Origin of the sequence: Nitrospira sp. (assembly GCA_016788885.1) — a bacterium.
Taxonomy (GTDB): domain Bacteria; phylum Nitrospirota; class Nitrospiria; order Nitrospirales; family Nitrospiraceae; genus Nitrospira_A.
Map to the genome: position 1 here is coordinate 50,274 of JAEURX010000048.1, position 17,184 is coordinate 67,457.

A 17,184-nucleotide genomic window follows, 5' to 3' on the forward strand; every position below is an offset into this window, starting at 1 on the left:
ACGGCCAGGACATGCCCCATACGATGCGACCGGCCACCACCATGGCGTTCCAGTCTCTTCGTCTGTCCCTCCATCGCCTGTCCCAACATCGCGCCATCCGCGTGACAACGGAAGGCACTCGCTTCCTCTTGTTGACCCTGGCCGTGGGTATCGCGGCTGTCAATACCGGCAACAATCTGTTCTATCTTTTGCTCGCCATGATGTTGAGCCTGATTGTGCTCTCCGGGCTCTTATCGGAACAGTGCGTCCGTCGACTGGAATTCCATCGCCACCTGCCGGACGCCTTGTTCGTACACCAACCAGCCGTCGCGAGCGTGTGGATCGCCAATCACAAAACACAGATTCCAAGCGTGTCCCTACGGGTCCTCGACGTCGTAGGCGGGCAGGATGCCGATCGCGGCCTTCACCTCACTCACCTCGCACCAGGAAGCTCAACGCTGCGCTCGTACCAACTGCTGATCCAGCGGCGGGGGACATACCACCTCGATGGCATTCGCGTGATCACCCCATTTCCGTTCGGGCTGTTCCAGAAGAAAGCCTTCTACCCCTGCGAGGCCACCCTGATCGTTTGTCCGGCCCTCATTCCACTGCCGCCGTTGCGACTGCGGGAGTTGCAGTCGGTCGGACAGGAGCAGGCGTTGTCACGGCGCGGACCAGGGACGTCTCTCTACAACCTGAGAGAGTTTCGCCCCGGCGACGATTCCCGCGCCATCCACTGGCTTACCACAGCCAGAACCGCCAAACTGATGATCAAGGAAACCGAAGCCGAAGACCAACACACCATCACGCTCGCACTGCTCACAGCCTGCCCGGATGAAGAAGACCGCACCTTCGAACGCGCACTATCCATTGCCGCCTCCCTGGTTGAGCACTTTCTGAAAGACGGGGTGCGCCTCTGCCTGCTCATCGGCGATCAGCAGGAACTTTGGGCCGAGGGGGAAGAAGAATCCCTTCGCCTCTTTCACGCGCTGGCACTCTGCGAACGACGTCCGGTGACCACCAGCGCGGCTGAGCAACAGGGCATGGCCCTCTCGTTGGCGGCCTCAGCAGAGGGCCCGACGATCTTGCTCTCTGCGTGGAGCAATGCCGTCCACGGCGAGGCGTTCCGAGCCGTAGACCTGATACTCACGCCTCACACCCACAAGGATCTCTTCGATGCTGCTGGACCAGGCCTTCCGGCTTAGTTCAATCCTCCTGGCGGCAGCCGGCTTCGCCAGCCTGACGCTCGCCATAACCCTCCCACCGTGGCTTCTGGTCCTGGCCGGTGCCGCGTTTGCGGTGGCTCTGTTGCGGGTTCAGCACCCCGGCGCGATGTCCGACACCATGCGCCACTTCCGGCTCTCCGCCCTCACCTGGAATATTTTTCTCCTGCTCGCCTTCGCCGGATTTTGGATCGACCTGTTGCTGATTTCTCAGGAAGTCCTGCCAGCGGGAATTCACTTCCTCGTACTACTCTTGGTGAACAAACTCTCCAACCTCGACCTGCGGCGTGATTTTTTGCATCTCTATGCCATCAGCCTCATTGCGCTCCTGGCATCCGCCGCGTTGACGACTCAGATCTGGTACGCCCCGTTCTTCTTCATCTATCTGGTCATCGGTGTCTGGACCCTCCTTCTCTATCACTTGATGCACGAACAGGAAGAACAGGCGGGTCATCCGGATCACGTCTCTCCACCAACACCACCTGTCACACCATTCCCGCGACTGACGCTGCGCTTCTTTTGGACCACCAACGCCATGGCTGCCGGCGCGTTTGGTTTCACCCTGTTGTTCTTCTTCTCCATCCCACGAGTCGGGGTCGGGTTCTTTCAGCACGATCAGGGAGAAAGTCTGCGGACGACGGGATTCTCGGAACAGGTCGATCTCGGCGTCATCGGACCGGTGAAGCAGGATCCGAGCATCGTCATGCGAGTGGAACTGCCTGATCGTGTCGGCCATGAATTCAAACAGGAGCCACTGTATCTCCGCGGCGTGGCGTACAACCGCTACGACGGGAAATCGTGGAGCAACAGTCTGCCGCACCGGCGGATGCTCACGGAACTTCCCGAAGGAACCTTTTCGCTTCGCACACCAGGGACAAAACCACCGGCCACCACCCGGCAGGTCCGACAAGACATTCTCCTCGAGCCACTCGACACGGCGGTGCTCTTCGGCGCGCCGCTTCTGACAACTGTCAAAGGCAATTTTCTCTCAGTCCAATCGGACCTGACCGGTTCCTTCCACCTGCCGTTCCCCCTCCACACTCGCATTCAATACACCGCCTACTCCGCGCCCACCACCTTAAGCGCGACGGAAAAGATGGCCGCCGCGCTGGTCTATCCGGATTTCATCCTCCAGGAGTACCTTCATACGCCTGCGATCAATGCCCAGATCACGGACCTCGCGCGACAGATCACTCAACCCGCGACTACCGTCGCGCAGGCCGTTTCGCTCGTCCATACTCATTTACTGACCAACTATCGATACAGCCTGGATGTGCCCTCGCTGCAATCAGCCCATCCCCTTGATGATTTTCTGCTGACCCGAAAAACCGGCTATTGCGAGCACTACGCCACAGCCATGGTGGTTCTGCTCCGCACCGTCGGCATTCCAGCACGACTGGTCACGGGATTCCTTGCCACCGAGTGGAACGAATTCGGCGGCTACTATACGGTGCGACAACGAGATGCCCACGCCTGGGTGGAAGTCTATTTTCCGCAATCAGGGTGGATCACGATCGATCCCACGCCGCCCGCCCCGAACGCAGTCGGCCCCACCTGGTGGCACTCAGCCAGCAGCGCGATGGATTCACTACGGCTCCAGTGGGATCGGCTCTTCGTCCACTTCAGCGCACACGATCAGTTCACGGTGGTGCAGGGTATTCGGGAGAGCGGGGAGGCCGTGCGCGTGGGGCTCTCCGAAACAATGAGTGCCCTGGCGGCACAGGGTGCAGCCCTTGCTGGTCAGGTGGTGACCGCTCTGACCCCGGACGGCATTCCGCATCATGCCGTCACGCTCGTGCTGGCGCTCGGCGCGATGTCAATCGGCATCATGCTGGCACGACAGTACTGGAAAGAAACAGCGCCACAAAACAGTTTCTCTCGTCAGCAGCAGACCGTCATCACGCTCTACACCGACATGGTGCACTGTTGCGCGGAGCAGGGGATCGTGAAACCGGCCAGCACCACGCCGCGGGAATTTCTTCATCACATTCGTGAACGATGGAGCGAAGCCTGGCCCATGGTCGATTCCGTCACACGACTGTATGCGCGGGTGCGATTCGGGGAGGCAGCACTGTCAGCAGAGGAAATCACGACCGCAGAAAACGACTTACGCCGCCTCCGCACACTCAGTCGCCCCGCAAAGCCCACGCCACAACCATCACGCTAACCCCGCCTGTGGCCATATGACACCCAGCGCTTCGCACAGCAGAAAGGGCTGACGGAGGGTCACCGCTAGGCTTCCGTAGCCCCATCCCATGGTGCTTCACTGCGCGAGAAAACGGTAGGCGGATCAGGATGCCCTGAGGCTCTCGATCGTCGAGGCAAACATAGGGTGAGGAACATATTGTAAGGAAGCATGCCGCTGAGAAGGTGAGGAAAGTTGGAGCGGGAAACGGGATTTGAACCCGCGACCCTCGCCTTGGCAAGGCGATGCTCTACCACTGAGCTATTCCCGCTTCGACCCGTCAGAAGAAGCGGGATTCTACCTACCGGATGCAAAGACTGTCAAGCCGGAGGCCACAAATATCGTTGTCGATTCGACATCAGGCACCTACGCGGGACCACGTTGGGCGTCGATACCACATGAACAGACGCCCTGGCCTGCGCTGGAAATTTAGCCTTTCGACTCAGGGCTGCCTGCTTCTTCTGTCCACTTGACGGACTGAAGAGGCTTGAGTACAGTGAGTGTAATGTCGTATTTCGCCAATATGATCAGCGAGGTAACCCTAGCGTGACCTCCCGCCCGCAGCACTCGGCTCCCTTTGCAGCACTAGCCATTCCGTTTGACGACTATCTCGCGTCCGGCAAAATTCCCGAAGGGTTGCTGGTCAGTGAATATGTGGAGCAGCAATTCGTGGAGCGGTTGGTGCACTACGTACTGAGCGTCCCGGCTGGCAGTTACTCGATGGCCCAGCTCAGCCGACTGCTCGAGCAACTTGATCCCCGTGCCCAGGTCTTTTTCTTTAAACGACTGAAAGAGAACAGTCCGGACAGTTTGAAGGACTTTGCTCCGCTGTATTACGGATTCATGAACGAGTTCCATTCCCTCCTGTTTACGTAAGTCGCTGCCTTACAAAAAAAATACCTTGTCGCCCCCCTAATCTCAGGTATAATCACGAGAACCTCTTAATGAGCCAAGGAGCATTATGAATCCCACGTTACAACGCGCTGTTACGAGTTTTTATAATCTGGTCTACGAAGCCCAGACGTTTGCGACCACCATGTCCCGGATCGATACCGCTGAGCAGGAGCATTACGCCGGTCGGATCGAAGGCCTGAACTGGGTCCTGGATCGCTGTCAGGAGCTTGAGGACATGGACGCCAATATCACTCCGACCACGCTGCAACGCGTGTTGACGGAAGTGAAGTCAGACCTGGATCATGAGCTCTCCGTACAACGTCGCGAAAAAGGCCGACGGGCTGACGGACGCGAAGAAGCCCTGACCTTCGTGGCGGACTATTTGTCGAGCCTGATCACGGCAACTGAGATCGAATCCGCCAAAACCTCCGTGTAACCGCCTGTCGATTGTCTCCAGGCTCATTCTTCGTTATGGCCTCCTCCGAGGGCGACTATGGCCCGTGAATGGATCATCTTCGCCATCTGCCTCGGCTTGGGAGGCCATATTGCCCTTGCCGTCGTGTTACATGCTCCGGACATGTGGCCATGGAGCAAGGCCTGGCTATACGGCCTGATTTCGGGGTTTGCCCTCTATGTCGTGGTGCAAGTCGTTCGCTCCCTGTGGTGGGTTTTTCGTGGAAGGAATGCCGACGAGCCTGAGGCCCGCGAAGACCAACCTACCAGCCGCTCATAACGTAACGCGTGCCCACCGCCGCACATTGCACCTTCCCCCCCTCTCTCAGTAGAATACGAGCGATGCAAGGCCGATCGAACAAACCCACTCCACCAGGATGGCCGCCTCGAGCCATGCACCCACGATCTACCCCCGCAGCCCAGCCCGCCCGCCAAGCAGATCAGTATGACTCCTTCAACGCCTCTCTGCTCTATTGCGGGCATTGCCGACAAGCGACGCCCACCCGCCAACGTCTCCTGCTCGTGCTCCCCACCGGGAATCTCTACGAGTATCTTTGTGCGCAATGCGGAACCTCGACCGGTTCCAAAACTGAAAATGCCACGCCCGAAAGCGGACTACTCAGCCCCTAGGCCAGACAGCCACAGCGTAAACGTCGTTGTGCGGTGAACGGAGCTTCGAGCAGGCCCGCGGGATAACAGCCCGTGCACGTGGTCCAATGGTGGAATGGAACGGAGAAAGAATACGTCGGGAGGACGCTAGCTGACCTGGTCGAGCGGGATCCCCTCATCAATGAGCATGACAGGGATGTCTTCCCGCACCGGATAGAGAATTTTCTTGTCCGCGCGAATTAACCCGGCGTCCAGTTTCTCAGTGACGGGTTTCTGTGCATAATTCTTGAGCTGGCCGCGATCGATGGCCCCATTGATCTTTTCAATCAACCCCTCGTCGGCGAGCACCACAGCCTGCTTGGTGTCGGGGCAGCACAAGATGGCGACTAGATCTTTATCGAGATTTACCTTTTTTCGCGGGGCATCACTCACGGTCACGCTCTCAATCTCACCCGACGGGGTGACGCTAAGGTTACGCGCAAGATAGTCCAAATGGAGCGGTAGATCAAGAAGATACCAAAACGGCTCTCCATCTGATATCGTAACTTGCTCAGTCGGCACCCGCGCATCATCACCAGGAATCGACGTGACTTCTTCGCATCGGCTTGGCCGCATCTTTCTCACGGGGCTCATTGTACTGGTCCCGGCGTGGGCCACGTTTCTGATCCTTACGGCCCTGTTCGAAACCTTGGATTCGCTTCTGCTCGATCTCATCGGACGACAAATCCAGCCCTACGCTCCAGGCCTCGGCATCCTGCTGCTGCTTGGCATGGTGCTCATCGTCGGCGCCATCGCCACGCAAGTCATCGGGCAACGCGTTGTCCATTGGACCGAGACGACGGTCGATCGGATTCCCTTGATCCGCAGCATCTATCTCACCTTGAAAAGTATGACGGATCTTCTGAACTATCGAGCTCGCTTCGGACAAAGTACGGTCGTGGCGTTTCCCTTTCCACGGGACGGACTCTGGGCACTCGGCTTCGTGATGGGCTCTCCGCCGCCGGCCCTGCAAATCGCCCCGATGGTCGAACTCGTGATGGTCTTCGTTCCAACGGCCATCCACCCCTTTACCGGGTATCTGGCCATGATCCCCAAGTCCCAACTGCAACCGCTGAACCTCCTGCCGGAAGAAGCGTTGAAACTGGAATTTTCCGCGGGATTGTATCGTCCCTTACAAGGCTGGCTCACTTCCCCGGCACACAAACCGTCATGATCCCGGCAAACCGATTGCGCGTCCGCCCCGCGACGGTGGACGACCTGGACCTTCTCACAGCGTTCAGCGCCGCCATGGCCTGGGAAACCGAACAGCGCCGCTTGGATGTCACGCGTTTACGACAGGGCACGCAGGCCGTCATTGAGCGACCGGACCGGGGGCAATTCTATGTTGCGGAATTGCGTCAGGACCCACCGGCCGATACAGTGGTTATGGGACAGCTGCTGATTACCTACGAATGGAGCGACTGGCGGAATGCCCAGTTTTGGTGGATCCAGAGCGTCTATGTGGCGCCTCGCTGGAGGCAGCAGGGCGTGTATCGATCCATGCATCACACCATTGTCGACCTGGCCCGCTCGAGAGCCGATGTGTGCGGCATTCGTCTGTACGTCGAAGGAGACAATGCCGTCGCCAAACAAGTCTATGAACGCGTGGGGCTCTGTGCCTCGACCTATCGCATCTATGAGTCCGACTTCGTCTTGCCCAGCCCCCATGCCAATGAACAGCAGCCCTGACACGCGCAATCTCCGCTCGCGGAAGGAGGAATGATCATGCGACGAACGGGCCTACTCCTCGCCACCATGATGCTGATGCTGAATGCCTGTGCATTCAGCCGAGGCACCCTCGGTGACGAAATCAAAACCGACACCATCAATGCGATCAAGAAGGGAGTCACGACCAGAACGGAAATCCTGGCGCAGCTCGGCGCTCCAGACCGCCTCCTCCAATTAAACGGACGCGATCTGTTTCAATACTACCGGTACGACGCAAAAGTCGGCAGCCTGCTCCTGATCGTGGCCAACTTTTCGCGGGTTTCCGTAAAAAGCGACGATCTTTTTGTCATCATCAATCGCGACGGCATTGTGGAAGAGGTCATCGCGTCAAAACGCACGGACAATCTCGAGTTCCGCTTCTGGCCTTTCGGAGATTGACGCCATGATCCACCACTCTCTCTGCCTGAGGCTGCTGGCCTCAACCACACTCGTGCTGATCCTGTCAGGCTGTAACGTCGCCCGGCTGACCATCAACACCCCCCTGACGCCGGAGTCCGTTTCGTTTATTGCCGAGGGCCGCACCACACTGGCCGAAGTCGTTGCGACCTTGGGGGCTCCCGACACCATCACCGACGCCGATTCCGGCACCGTCGTGACCTATCGATTCCTCAATGCCAAATACTCTCGGGTCAATTTCGGATGGCTGGTCAAACCTTGGTCTCCTGTCGATCCCGACCTCATCTTCTCTCGCTCAGGCTTGGGAACCGATGCGTTCGAGCTCGTCTGCGACAACAATTGGATTGTCACGCACCGGGCATTCGTACGCCATCGCCCGGAACCGCCGTTTACCCCCTATCCATTCTGACACCCGTCCGCTCGCCCCGGAAGCCCCTGTCAATTGCCGCCTGCCTGCCATGTCGCTATAATGCCGCGCATGGGTGCAGAGTTTTCCGACGCATCACCGAACCAGCACACCGTCGTCACGTCATCCTCGTACATCCCGGCCGATCGAGACACCGATTTTCTGCAGCGCGATGAGCTACGTCCGCTGCGGCTCGGGCTGGAGTTACTCAAGCCTGAGTTGATTCAAACCGAACAGGGCATTCGCTCGACGATCGTGGTCTTCGGCAGTGCGCGCCTTCTCGAACCGTCGCGCGCCAGACAGGCCCTCGAAGCAGCCACGGCGGAGCTGAAGATGGCTCCTCAAGATCAGGCGCGACAACAACGCGTCAGGGTCGCCGAACGGAGACTCGCCCTCGCCCCCTACTACGACATTGCACGCGAGTTCGGCCACCTGGTGTCTTCCACCTGTCAAATCGACGGACAATGCGACTACGTGATCGTCACCGGTGGAGGCCCCGGCATCATGGAAGCCGCCAATCGCGGCGCGGCGGATGCCGGCGCCAAGTCGATGGGGCTTAACATCACCTTGCCCCATGAACAACAGCCCAACGCCTACATTACGCCGGACCTCTGTTTTCAGTTTCGCTATTTCGCTCTGCGCAAAATGCATTTCCTGCTGCGCGCGCGAGCGCTGGTCGTCTTTCCCGGCGGATTCGGCACGCTCGACGAACTGTTCGAGACCCTCACCCTGCTGCAGACCGGTAAAACCCGCAACATCACCATCGTGCTGATGGGCCGGGCCTACTGGGAACGCCTCATCAACTGGACACTGCTGGTCGAAGAAGGCCTGATCGGACCGGATGATCTGTCGTTATTCCACTTCGCGGAAACGGCCCAGCAAGCCTGGGACCTCATCAGCCGAACGCATGGAGGGCCATCCGCACGATGAAACTCTCGTTTCACGGAGCTGCACGATCGGTCACCGGGAGCCGCCATCTCCTGGAGATGCCTGGCAGCAAAATCCTTCTGGACTGCGGGCTCTTTCAGGGGCAGAGGCAGGAAGCCGACCGACAAAATCGGTTCCTCGGGTTCGATCCACGAGCGATCAATGCCGTCCTGCTCTCGCATGCCCATATCGATCACTCCGGCGCGCTGCCCGTGCTCGGGAAGCACCAGTTTCGGGGAAATGTCCACATGACCCGGGCCACGGCCGATCTCGCGGCGGTGATGCTCGAAGACTCGGCCCGCCTGCAGGAGAACGACTGCGCCTATCTGAATCGGAAAGAAAACCGTCGCGGAAAACGCTGTCTACAGCCGTTCTACGAATCCAGCGATGCACGCGCGATCATCCGCCGCTTTGTCGGGGCACGCTACGGCGACTCGATTAAGGTCACGCCCCGCGTCACCGCCTCTTTCCATGATGTGGGCCACATTCTTGGATCCGCAGCCATTCGCCTGAAGTACTCCGCCCGCGGCAACAGCACCACCGTCCTCTTCTCCGGAGACTTGGGACGCACGCAGATGCCGATCCTCCGCGATCCGGCACCTCCGCCAAGCTGCGATGTCCTGATCATCGAGTCCACCTACGGCGATCGGTTGCACGAAGAAGTCGGTGACGCGCTCACGAGGAAAGCTCAACAGCTCGTCGCGCATGCCAAGGCGCATCACAGCAAAATCATCGTGCCGGCCTTTGCCCTTGGGCGGACGCAGGAACTCGTCATGCGGATCAAACAACTGGTGGCCGAAGGGCGAATCGACCCACTCCCCATTTATATCGACTCGCCGCTGGCCTCAAAAGTCACAGACGTGTTCCGCAAGCACCCTGAATGTTACGATGAGGAAACCTATCGCACCTTCACGTCTGAAGGAGACCCGTTTGCGGCTCGGTACATCCGATACGTCTCGTCACCGGACGAAAGCAAACGGCTGAATACCCTGAAAGGTCCCTGTGTGATCATCGCCTCCTCAGGGATGTGCGAGGGGGGACGTGTCGTGCACCATCTGAAACATGCGATCCAGGACGAAGCCAACATGATCGCCATCGTGGGCTTTCAGGCTGAACACACGCTGGGGCGCAGGCTGGTGGAGGGATGGGATGTGGTCCCAATCTTCGGCATTCCAACACCACGCCGCGCGCAGGTCGTGGTGTTCAACGGACTCTCCGCCCATGCAGATCGAAACGACCTGCTCGCCTATGTGCGAGCCATCACACCGGCTCCGCAGCAGGTGTTCGTCGTCCATGGGGAGGAAAAACAGGCGCTCTCCCTGGGGGCTGCCATTCAAGCCGAACATCCGCACATGTCAGTCGTCGTGCCCGCCAAAGAAAGCAGTTACGACATCTAGCGAGGCTGTTCATCGGCCATGACGCATGGGAGGACCTCCATAGGTATGCACCATTCCACCATCGCCTCTGATTCGCTGATCGCCTGTGCGATGCTCGTCGTTACCCTGTTCGCCTTACCGGCCTCGAGTGCGGAGATCCCATCCGACGTTGAGGATCCCCCTCGCATTCGCGCACGCGCGCTTGGATTGAACCTCGGGCGCCTGGAGCCCGGGCCTTTGAATGCCATTACCGATGTGCCGGGAGTGAAGGTCGGCCAAGTCACGCTGATGCAGGGGGATGGTGCGTTAAAGCCCGGGGAGGGACCGGTTCGAACCGGCGTGACAGTCATCGTGCCGCGAGACGATGTGTGGCACAAGAAAGTCCCAGCCGGAGCGTTCGTGTTGAACGGCACCGGGGAAATGACCGGACTGGCTTGGGTCGCGGAATCGGGATTTCTTGAATATCCGATTGCCCTCACCAATACCCTGAACGTGCCTCGTGTCGCCAACGGCGTCATCAGTTGGATGCTCCGTCACTATCCCGGAATCGGCATCACCGACGACACGCTCACACCGGTCGTGGCAGAGTGCGACGACGGGCGTTTGAACGACATTCAGGGGCGCCACGTTTCCGAATCCGACGTCATGCGAGCGCTCGATGAGGCGGCACCAGGACCAGTGGCAGAGGGGAGCGTCGGAGCGGGAACCGGCATGATCTCGTACGGATTCAAGGGTGGCATCGGGACAGCGTCTCGTCGGCTTCCCGCAGCAGAGGGAGGATTTACGATCGGGGTGTTGGTCAACGCCAACCATGGGCGGCGGCCTGAACTGACCATGGGTGGTGTCCCGATCGGGCGCCAATATGACGCAGTGGGGCCTCAATCCGGCCGTCCGGGAGAAGAGTCGCCACAGCGACTGCACACCGTTCGCGAAGGATCGAGCGGGAATGCCGAGGGATCGATCATCATCATCATCGCCACCGATGCGCCACTCGACAGTCGGCAACTGACTCGACTCGGCAAGCGCGCGGCACTCGGCCTGGCGAGAACCGGTTCAACCGCCCGCCATGGCAGCGGCGACTTCATGTTGGCGTTTTCCACCGGCAACGTCATTCCTCATTACCCCAACGAGCCCACCTTTTCACTCCTACATCTTGCCGATACGCATCTGAATGCGGCCATCACGGCCACCGTGGAAGCCACGGAAGAAGCGATTCTGAATGCACTGACCGGGGCCACGACTGTCACGGGGCGCGATGGATTTCGCGCAGACGCCATCTCGCTCCCGCGCCTACGCGAACTGCTCTCGGCCGATACGCCCCCGCACCGTTAGGCCCCGCCGGCAGGGCCTCACACCTTGCTTTTAGTCAGGACCGCGGCTATTCTCGTGATTCATCCGTACGTGATCCGGAGGGCTATGGCTGATTATACGTTGGGAGGCAGCCTCACGCTGCAAAACGCGATCGAGAAGAACGTACGGTTTGCCGACTTTCTCAACACTCGAATGGCCCACGCCCTGGAAACGCAAGACCCGACAGAACTCCACTATGTACTGGCACAGCTGGACGATTTTCATTCGTACATGTGGCGCTACTATAAGAAACTCGCCACGGAACGCTCTGAACGCATGAACCCGGGTGTCTGACCGCGCGTGCCTGAGACGCCCCAAACCCCGACACAAAGACAATCCCGTGATTACCGCACCGTCATCGACACTTCGGTTTGCCTCGGCCCTTACGCGCCACAGTAGCCCACAGGCGGCAGCCGATGAATTGGTCCGAGCGATCCGAGAACAGCTAGGCGCGGCTCGAATCGATCTCGCATTTCTGTTTGTCTCGATTCAGCATGCAGATCAGGCCGATGCCCTAGTCCAAGCCCTCCGCGAGGCGCTCGATCCGGCCACGCTGGTCGGGTGCACGGGTGAAGGGGTCATCGCCACGGGGCGCGAGATCGAATCAGGACCGGCGGCCACGCTCTGGGCAGCCCATTTGCCGGGTGTCGTCGCCCAGCCATTGCGACTTTCGTTTTCAAGCGTGCACGACCAATTCTCCTTGCGTCATTGGCCAGACATGGACACGGACGGCGATACGCCACTCGCCATGCTGCTGTTTGCCGATCCCTTCTCCACCCCGATGCAGGATGTGCTCTCGGTCATCGAGGAGCAGTACCCGGGGACCCGAGCGTTGGGCGGACTGGCCGGCGGCGGCCAGGACCTGGGCGAGAATCGGTTGTTTCTCGATGATGTGGTCCACACCGATGGGTTGGTTGGCGTGGCACTGTCCGGGCCCATCACCGTGCACACCGTCATCTCGCAAGGGTGTCGCCCCATCGGAGAACGGTTTATCGTCACCAAGGCCGAGCACAATGTCATCCAGGAACTCGGCGGTCGTCCCGCTCTACACTGTCTCCAAACAGTCTTCAGCCAGTTGAGCAGCGAAGAGCGCGCCCAGGCCCAACGCGCACTTCATATTGGCATTGCCATGGATGAACAACGGGCGCAATTCACACGCGGCGACTTCCTCATCAGGAATCTCCTTGGGGCAGATCAACAGACCGGAGCCATCGTGATCGGAGACGTCGTTCAGGAGGGACAGACCGTACAGTTTCAGGTACGGGATGCTCAGGCTGCCGACGAGGATCTACGGGTACTGCTGGCCGCCGCTCATCCCGGCTCGCGGCCGCTCCCACTTGGCGCGCTGTTATTCAGTTGTTGTGGACGCGGAAAAGGGCTGTTCGGCATTCCGAACCACGACGCGGCTGTGTTGGGAGAGCAGTTGGGTGCGATCCCTCTGGCCGGATTTTTCGCCCAGGGCGAAGTCGGTCCAGTGGGAGGACGGAATTTTCTCCATGGCTATACAGCCAGCATTGCGATATTTTCTGAACCAAAGCGCAGCGAGAAGGTGAGCGGCCGCTATTGACCCAGAGCAGGCTCGCGACATCCGGCTGTCTCACGGGCAACACGGAGCTATACGTATGAACACTCGCTTCAGGCAGACGATATGGAGTATCGTGGCACTCGTCGCACTCAGCATGGGAGGACCAATTATGGCACAAGGGGAACAAACCGGTTCGGCCGCCGAAGTGACCACCGCTTCAGGACTCAAATACATCGATGTGGTCGTGGGAACCGGCAAGGAAGCCGCACGGGGCAACCTCGCCACCGTGCACTACACCGGATGGCTGACAAACGGGAAAAAGTTCGACAGTTCTGTTGACCGTCGAGATCCGTTCTCGTTTCCCATCGGAGCAGGACAGGTCATTCGAGGCTGGGATGAAGGGGTTGCCGGAATGAAAGTCGGCGGCAAGCGAAAGCTGACCATTCCCCCGGACTTGGGGTATGGAGCCCGTGGCGCAGGCGGCGTGATTCCACCGAACGCGACGCTCGTCTTCGACGTAGAGTTGCTCGAGATTCGATAACACCGGCTCGGCGGCATCGAGTGACACACGCCGTCTTGCCGAATAATAACGCCACACCCATGAAACACACACCGCTGATTGACGCACACCGACAGGCAAACGGAAAGCTCGTCGACTTTGCCGGCTGGGAGATGCCCATCCAATACTCCGGCGTGGTCGATGAGTACCAGACCGTCCGCCGCCATGCAGGACTCTTCGATGTCAGCCACATGGGGCGGATCAGTGTCACCGGCCCCGGCTCACTGGCCTTCCTGCAGCGCGTGACAACGAACGACGTCTCGAAACTCTCTGTTCGTCAATCGCACTACTCCATGATCTGCACGCCTGCCGGCGGGATCAAAGATGATGTGTTCATCTACCACGTGAAGCCCTATGAATTCCTCGTCTGTGTGAACGCCTCCAACCGGGACAAGATCGTCGCCTGGTTGCACGACAAGGTCGCACAGGCTCAGGGATGCAAGGTCCAAGACCGGTCGGAATCCCTCGCACAGATCGCAGTCCAAGGCCCTGCCTCTCGTGACATCCTGACCAACGCGGGCATGGCCGACATCACCAGCCTCAAAGTCCGTCAGTGCCTGGACAGCACGTTTTGCGGGCACCCAACCCTGGTGACACGAACAGGGTACACGGGCGAATTGGGGTATGAACTCTATCTCCCCGCTGAAGCAGCGGCGGCGGCCTGGGATCGCCTCCTTGAGGCTGGACACCCCTTAGGGGTCAAACCTGCCGGGCTTGGGGCGCGTGACTTGCTGCGGTTGGAGATGGCATACCTCCTCTACGGCAATGACATGAATGACGAGACGACTCCCATCGAAGCCGGAGCGGATTGGGTCGTGAAATTCGACAAGGGCGATTTCATCGGCCGTGCTGAGCTATTAGCGCAGCATACCAAGGGACCGTCACGACGACTGGTGGCGTTTGAACTGATTGAAAAGGGCGTGCCACGGCACGGGTTTAAGATTCTCAACCCTGATGCGCCGCATGCCGTGATCGGCGAAGTCACCAGTGGGAATCTGTCACCCCTGCTGCAAAAAGGCATCGGCATGGGATATGTCACCCCCGCCGCGGCGAAACTGGGGGCATCGATCTTGATCGATATCCGGGGCAAGTCCTGTCCCGCTATGATTGTCAAACCACCTTTTTACAAACGAACACCGAGCACATCCTAGCCCATCATGGTGAAACCCATCTATCAAGGCAGGGTCGTTACGCTCAACGTCGATACGGTGCGCCTGCCGAACGGCCACACCATCGATCTCGAGGTCATCCGCCACCCCGGGGCCTCGGCCGTCGTGCCCATGAAAGAAGATGGCACGGTCGTCCTGATCCGTCAGTTTCGCCATGCCGCAAACGGGTTTATCTATGAAATCCCTGCGGGAAAGTTACATCCCAAGGAAGACCCTTTGGACTGTGCCGCACGTGAACTGGAAGAAGAGATCGGGTACAAGGCCGGACGGTTCGAATTGCTCTCCAGCATTTTCACGGCACCGGGTTTTGCCGACGAAGTCATTCACCTCTACGTAGCAACCGCCCTGACACGTGGCACCCAAAATTTGGACCAGGATGAAGTGCTGGAAGTAGTGGAAATGCCCCTGCGCGAGGCTATCGCAAAAATCGAAGATGGGACGATTCGGGACGCAAAGACAATCGTGGGGCTACAAGCCGTGTATATTCGGCAGGAACACTTCCGGTAAAACGACCGGGAGGTCTCCCACCACCAGGATGAGAGACCTCCCAGGCCAGCTCGCCTCGCCGGAAAACAGTTTCTCTTAGTGGCCGCCCTTCTTCTCTTCCTTCTTCTTGTCGTCGCCGAACACAGTCTGGGAGAGGTGACCACCCTTCTTCTCTTCCTTCTTCTTGTCGTCACCGAAGACCGTCTGGGAGAAGTGGCCGCCCTTCTTCTCTTCCTTCTTCTTATCGTCACCGGCGAACGAAGGAGCGCTGAAGGCCACCAACATCGCAACTGCCATGACCGCCAACATCATCTTCTTCATACTGACGTACCTCCTGTTAGATTTGAAGTTACCGACCACCGACGTTTCTATCGTTAAGCAAGGTCCTTGCCGAATGGGTACCCAGAGATAACTGCTTGTTTTTCTACGTTTCCAGTTAGAAATGCCCACTCATCACCCCAAAAGCTCTCCCCCTGCCTGTGGCGGAATAGCCTGGTGGAGACTAAACCGCCTCATCGCTCAAGTTGAGCCTGTCAGGGCATGGCAGGACCTCCCTTCACGTTCATGTCCGTCCGGCTCAGCCACGTTGTAACGCACCATGCCAAGACGAATTGCCCTCCCTGATCATCTGGCCCCGAAACTGAACATTCTGTTTGTCGGCATCAACCCGGGATTGCGCTCAGCTGCACTCGGGCATCACTACGCCGGTCCATCGAACCGATTCTGGAAACTGTTGTACGATGCGAAGCTGGTGCCCGAACGGCTGACCTATCAGGACGATGGCCGCCTTCCACACTGGGGATTGGGCCTGACCAACCTGGTTGCCCGCCCCACCGCCGGGCTGGCCGATCTGACAGCCCGGGATCTGGCGGGAGGACGGCAGCAGTTAGTCCGGAAAGTGCGTCGCTACCACCCGCGTGTCGTCGCACTGCTCGGCATGACCCTCTACCCGGCACTTTTTCCACATGAACCGAAGCGGCCAACACCACGCCCGGGCCTACAGACGGCGACGCTCCATGAAGCCACAATCGTGCTGCTCCCGAATCCGAGCGGACGGAACGCAGGGTATTCCTATCAGTCGATGCTCGAGGCGTTTCACGTGCTCGCAGCCGTCAGCACCGCCAGGGACATCGAAAAGCCTGGAAGCCGCTCCTCCATCTGATACACTGGAATTCAGCCGTTGATTTCCTGTACCATTCGCCGTCCATTCTGCCAACGCCACACGAAACCGGCACCCCATGAAACTCTCCGCATGCGTCACCATCCTGGCAGTCAGTCTCGGGCTCATGGCCGAGCACGCTACTGCAGGCACACCGGTCCAACAACTCACGGCGAATGCCATGCGCGAATGCGCCCAGGGTCGCCTTGCCGGCACGCGTGGCGAACGGATTCAACATTTTGCCTCCGGTCAGGCCTTCGGAGAGCAGGCCGTGGAGACAGACGAGTCGTCAGCTGATGCGCACTTTGCCCTCTTCTGCAACCTCGGGGAGCAGCTGCGGGTTGACGGAGAAAGCCTCACGTCGTTGTTCGGATTTCGCCGAATGATGAAAGAGCTGAATCGCACGCTGGAACTCGCCCCGGATCATTTGGATGCACTGTCGGCCAAAGGGAGCGTACTGACTCGCGTGCCGGGATTCTTGGGGGGAGACAAAGAAAAAGGGGAAACACTCCTGCGTCACGTCATCGCCCGTGAACCAGGTGCGGTCAACGCCCGCTTAAGCCTGGCAAAAAGCTACTGTGCAGGGGGGCGACACGAAGAAGCCGTTGCCATCGCCACCACAGCGCTGGATCTCGCACAACGCCAGCAACGTGTCGACTTCATTCCCGAAGCACAGCAGGTCCTGTCGCAGCTCCGAACCCAATCAGCCAAAGGCAATTAG

Annotated in this window: 22 protein-coding genes and 1 tRNA gene; 20 read left to right on the forward strand and 3 right to left on the reverse strand. The window is 59.1% G+C overall.

Annotated elements, in window-relative coordinates:
- The first annotated feature begins 11 nt into the window (after nucleotides 1–11).
- Nucleotides 12–1,184: a DUF58 domain-containing protein gene (locus JNL86_13045; GenBank protein MBL8043835.1), complete on the forward strand. Its 1,173-nt coding sequence runs from the start codon at nucleotides 12–14 to the stop codon at nucleotides 1,182–1,184.
- Nucleotides 1,156–3,369: a DUF3488 domain-containing protein gene (locus tag JNL86_13050; GenBank protein ID MBL8043836.1), complete on the forward strand. Its 2,214-nt coding sequence runs from the start codon at nucleotides 1,156–1,158 to the stop codon at nucleotides 3,367–3,369. The genes JNL86_13045 and JNL86_13050 overlap by 29 nt, the downstream gene beginning before the upstream one ends.
- Nucleotides 3,370–3,583: 214 nt before the next feature.
- Here JNL86_13050 and JNL86_13055 read toward each other — a convergent pair.
- A tRNA-Gly gene (locus tag JNL86_13055) sits at nucleotides 3,584–3,658 on the reverse strand.
- A gap of 275 nt (nucleotides 3,659–3,933) precedes the next feature.
- Here JNL86_13055 and JNL86_13060 point away from each other — a divergent pair.
- From JNL86_13060 to JNL86_13075, 4 genes are all read left to right on the forward strand, one after another.
- Nucleotides 3,934–4,263, forward strand: a complete 330-nt coding sequence (locus JNL86_13060) for a hypothetical protein (protein MBL8043837.1) — start codon at nucleotides 3,934–3,936, stop codon at nucleotides 4,261–4,263.
- An 85-nt stretch (nucleotides 4,264–4,348) separates the two neighbouring features.
- A complete protein-coding gene (locus JNL86_13065; protein ID MBL8043838.1) occupies nucleotides 4,349–4,717 on the forward strand; it encodes a hypothetical protein in 369 nt (122 codons plus the stop codon).
- A gap of 57 nt (nucleotides 4,718–4,774) precedes the next feature.
- The gene (locus JNL86_13070; protein ID MBL8043839.1) at nucleotides 4,775–5,014 is read left to right on the forward strand and encodes a hypothetical protein; all 240 of its coding nucleotides are present in this window, start codon (nucleotides 4,775–4,777) and stop codon (nucleotides 5,012–5,014) included.
- A 113-nt stretch (nucleotides 5,015–5,127) separates the two neighbouring features.
- Nucleotides 5,128–5,364: a hypothetical protein gene (locus JNL86_13075; protein MBL8043840.1), complete on the forward strand. Its 237-nt coding sequence runs from the start codon at nucleotides 5,128–5,130 to the stop codon at nucleotides 5,362–5,364.
- Between the two features lie 126 nt (nucleotides 5,365–5,490).
- Here JNL86_13075 and JNL86_13080 read toward each other — a convergent pair whose 3' ends face one another.
- On the reverse strand, nucleotides 5,491–5,958 hold the full coding sequence (locus JNL86_13080) for a hypothetical protein (protein ID MBL8043841.1): 468 nt from the start codon (nucleotides 5,956–5,958) through the stop codon (nucleotides 5,491–5,493).
- On the opposite strand from JNL86_13080, the gene JNL86_13085 reads away from it, so the two are divergent.
- From JNL86_13085 to JNL86_13140, 12 genes are all read left to right on the forward strand, one after another.
- Complete coding sequence (locus JNL86_13085; GenBank protein MBL8043842.1) at nucleotides 5,930–6,556, forward strand: DUF502 domain-containing protein; 627 nt, start codon at nucleotides 5,930–5,932, stop codon at nucleotides 6,554–6,556. The genes JNL86_13080 and JNL86_13085 overlap by 29 nt on opposite strands.
- Nucleotides 6,553–7,071: a GNAT family N-acetyltransferase gene (locus JNL86_13090; protein ID MBL8043843.1), complete on the forward strand. Its 519-nt coding sequence runs from the start codon at nucleotides 6,553–6,555 to the stop codon at nucleotides 7,069–7,071. Before JNL86_13085 ends, JNL86_13090 begins: the two co-directional genes overlap by 4 nt.
- Before the next feature lie 36 nt (nucleotides 7,072–7,107).
- Nucleotides 7,108–7,488 carry a hypothetical protein gene (locus JNL86_13095; GenBank protein ID MBL8043844.1) on the forward strand — a complete coding sequence of 127 codons (381 nt, stop codon included), beginning with the start codon at nucleotides 7,108–7,110 and terminating at the stop codon, nucleotides 7,486–7,488.
- A 4-nt stretch (nucleotides 7,489–7,492) separates the two neighbouring features.
- A complete protein-coding gene (locus tag JNL86_13100; GenBank protein MBL8043845.1) occupies nucleotides 7,493–7,915 on the forward strand; it encodes a hypothetical protein in 423 nt (140 codons plus the stop codon).
- Nucleotides 7,916–7,975: 60 nt separating this feature from the next.
- Entirely contained in the window at nucleotides 7,976–8,842 is an 867-nt protein-coding gene (locus JNL86_13105; protein ID MBL8043846.1) for a TIGR00730 family Rossman fold protein, read from the forward strand.
- Nucleotides 8,839–10,236, forward strand: a complete 1,398-nt coding sequence (locus JNL86_13110) for an MBL fold metallo-hydrolase (protein MBL8043847.1) — start codon at nucleotides 8,839–8,841, stop codon at nucleotides 10,234–10,236. Before JNL86_13105 ends, JNL86_13110 begins: the two co-directional genes overlap by 4 nt.
- A 45-nt stretch (nucleotides 10,237–10,281) precedes the next feature.
- Nucleotides 10,282–11,547: a P1 family peptidase gene (locus JNL86_13115; GenBank protein MBL8043848.1), complete on the forward strand. Its 1,266-nt coding sequence runs from the start codon at nucleotides 10,282–10,284 to the stop codon at nucleotides 11,545–11,547.
- 84 nt (nucleotides 11,548–11,631) lie between these two features.
- Complete coding sequence (locus JNL86_13120) at nucleotides 11,632–11,859, forward strand: hypothetical protein (protein MBL8043849.1); 228 nt, start codon at nucleotides 11,632–11,634, stop codon at nucleotides 11,857–11,859.
- Between the two features lie 46 nt (nucleotides 11,860–11,905).
- Complete coding sequence (locus JNL86_13125; GenBank protein MBL8043850.1) at nucleotides 11,906–13,132, forward strand: FIST C-terminal domain-containing protein; 1,227 nt, start codon at nucleotides 11,906–11,908, stop codon at nucleotides 13,130–13,132.
- A gap of 127 nt (nucleotides 13,133–13,259) precedes the next feature.
- Nucleotides 13,260–13,631 (forward strand): FKBP-type peptidyl-prolyl cis-trans isomerase, encoded by a 372-nt coding sequence (locus JNL86_13130; GenBank protein MBL8043851.1) that lies wholly within the window; start codon nucleotides 13,260–13,262, stop codon nucleotides 13,629–13,631.
- A 59-nt stretch (nucleotides 13,632–13,690) separates the two neighbouring features.
- Entirely contained in the window at nucleotides 13,691–14,800 is a 1,110-nt protein-coding gene (gene gcvT / locus JNL86_13135; GenBank protein MBL8043852.1) for a glycine cleavage system aminomethyltransferase GcvT, read from the forward strand.
- Between the two features lie 6 nt (nucleotides 14,801–14,806).
- Nucleotides 14,807–15,325: an NUDIX hydrolase gene (locus JNL86_13140; GenBank protein ID MBL8043853.1), complete on the forward strand. Its 519-nt coding sequence runs from the start codon at nucleotides 14,807–14,809 to the stop codon at nucleotides 15,323–15,325.
- A gap of 75 nt (nucleotides 15,326–15,400) precedes the next feature.
- Here JNL86_13140 and JNL86_13145 read toward each other — a convergent pair whose 3' ends face one another.
- Entirely contained in the window at nucleotides 15,401–15,625 is a 225-nt protein-coding gene (locus JNL86_13145) for a hypothetical protein (GenBank protein MBL8043854.1), read from the reverse strand.
- Between the two features lie 277 nt (nucleotides 15,626–15,902).
- Here JNL86_13145 and JNL86_13150 point away from each other — a divergent pair, with 277 nt between their 5' ends.
- Together JNL86_13150 and JNL86_13155 are read left to right on the forward strand one after the other, a co-directional pair.
- Nucleotides 15,903–16,466 carry a mismatch-specific DNA-glycosylase gene (locus JNL86_13150; protein ID MBL8043855.1) on the forward strand — a complete coding sequence of 188 codons (564 nt, stop codon included), beginning with the start codon at nucleotides 15,903–15,905 and terminating at the stop codon, nucleotides 16,464–16,466.
- Between the two features lie 76 nt (nucleotides 16,467–16,542).
- Nucleotides 16,543–17,184 carry a hypothetical protein gene (locus JNL86_13155; protein MBL8043856.1) on the forward strand — a complete coding sequence of 214 codons (642 nt, stop codon included), beginning with the start codon at nucleotides 16,543–16,545 and terminating at the stop codon, nucleotides 17,182–17,184.

Coding starts and splice junctions, on each gene's coding strand:
- JNL86_13140 (MBL8043853.1), top strand. CDS start 14,807: ATGGTGAAACCCATCTATCAAGGCAGGGTCGTTACGCTCAACGTCGAT.
- JNL86_13075 (MBL8043840.1), top strand. CDS start 5,128: ATGCACCCACGATCTACCCCCGCAGCCCAGCCCGCCCGCCAAGCAGAT.
- JNL86_13045 (MBL8043835.1), top strand. CDS start 12: ATGCCCCATACGATGCGACCGGCCACCACCATGGCGTTCCAGTCTCTT.
- JNL86_13105 (MBL8043846.1), top strand. CDS start 7,976: ATGCCGCGCATGGGTGCAGAGTTTTCCGACGCATCACCGAACCAGCAC.
- JNL86_13120 (MBL8043849.1), top strand. CDS start 11,632: ATGGCTGATTATACGTTGGGAGGCAGCCTCACGCTGCAAAACGCGATC.
- JNL86_13110 (MBL8043847.1), top strand. CDS start 8,839: ATGAAACTCTCGTTTCACGGAGCTGCACGATCGGTCACCGGGAGCCGC.
- gcvT (MBL8043852.1), top strand. CDS start 13,691: ATGAAACACACACCGCTGATTGACGCACACCGACAGGCAAACGGAAAG.
- JNL86_13150 (MBL8043855.1), top strand. CDS start 15,903: ATGCCAAGACGAATTGCCCTCCCTGATCATCTGGCCCCGAAACTGAAC.
- JNL86_13100 (MBL8043845.1), top strand. CDS start 7,493: ATGATCCACCACTCTCTCTGCCTGAGGCTGCTGGCCTCAACCACACTC.
- JNL86_13130 (MBL8043851.1), top strand. CDS start 13,260: ATGGCACAAGGGGAACAAACCGGTTCGGCCGCCGAAGTGACCACCGCT.
- JNL86_13155 (MBL8043856.1), top strand. CDS start 16,543: ATGAAACTCTCCGCATGCGTCACCATCCTGGCAGTCAGTCTCGGGCTC.
- JNL86_13070 (MBL8043839.1), top strand. CDS start 4,775: ATGGCCCGTGAATGGATCATCTTCGCCATCTGCCTCGGCTTGGGAGGC.
- JNL86_13050 (MBL8043836.1), top strand. CDS start 1,156: ATGCTGCTGGACCAGGCCTTCCGGCTTAGTTCAATCCTCCTGGCGGCA.
- JNL86_13090 (MBL8043843.1), top strand. CDS start 6,553: ATGATCCCGGCAAACCGATTGCGCGTCCGCCCCGCGACGGTGGACGAC.
- JNL86_13080 (MBL8043841.1), bottom strand. CDS start 5,958: ATGCGGCCAAGCCGATGCGAAGAAGTCACGTCGATTCCTGGTGATGAT.
- JNL86_13095 (MBL8043844.1), top strand. CDS start 7,108: ATGCGACGAACGGGCCTACTCCTCGCCACCATGATGCTGATGCTGAAT.
- JNL86_13115 (MBL8043848.1), top strand. CDS start 10,282: ATGCACCATTCCACCATCGCCTCTGATTCGCTGATCGCCTGTGCGATG.
- JNL86_13065 (MBL8043838.1), top strand. CDS start 4,349: ATGAATCCCACGTTACAACGCGCTGTTACGAGTTTTTATAATCTGGTC.
- JNL86_13145 (MBL8043854.1), bottom strand. CDS start 15,625: ATGAAGAAGATGATGTTGGCGGTCATGGCAGTTGCGATGTTGGTGGCC.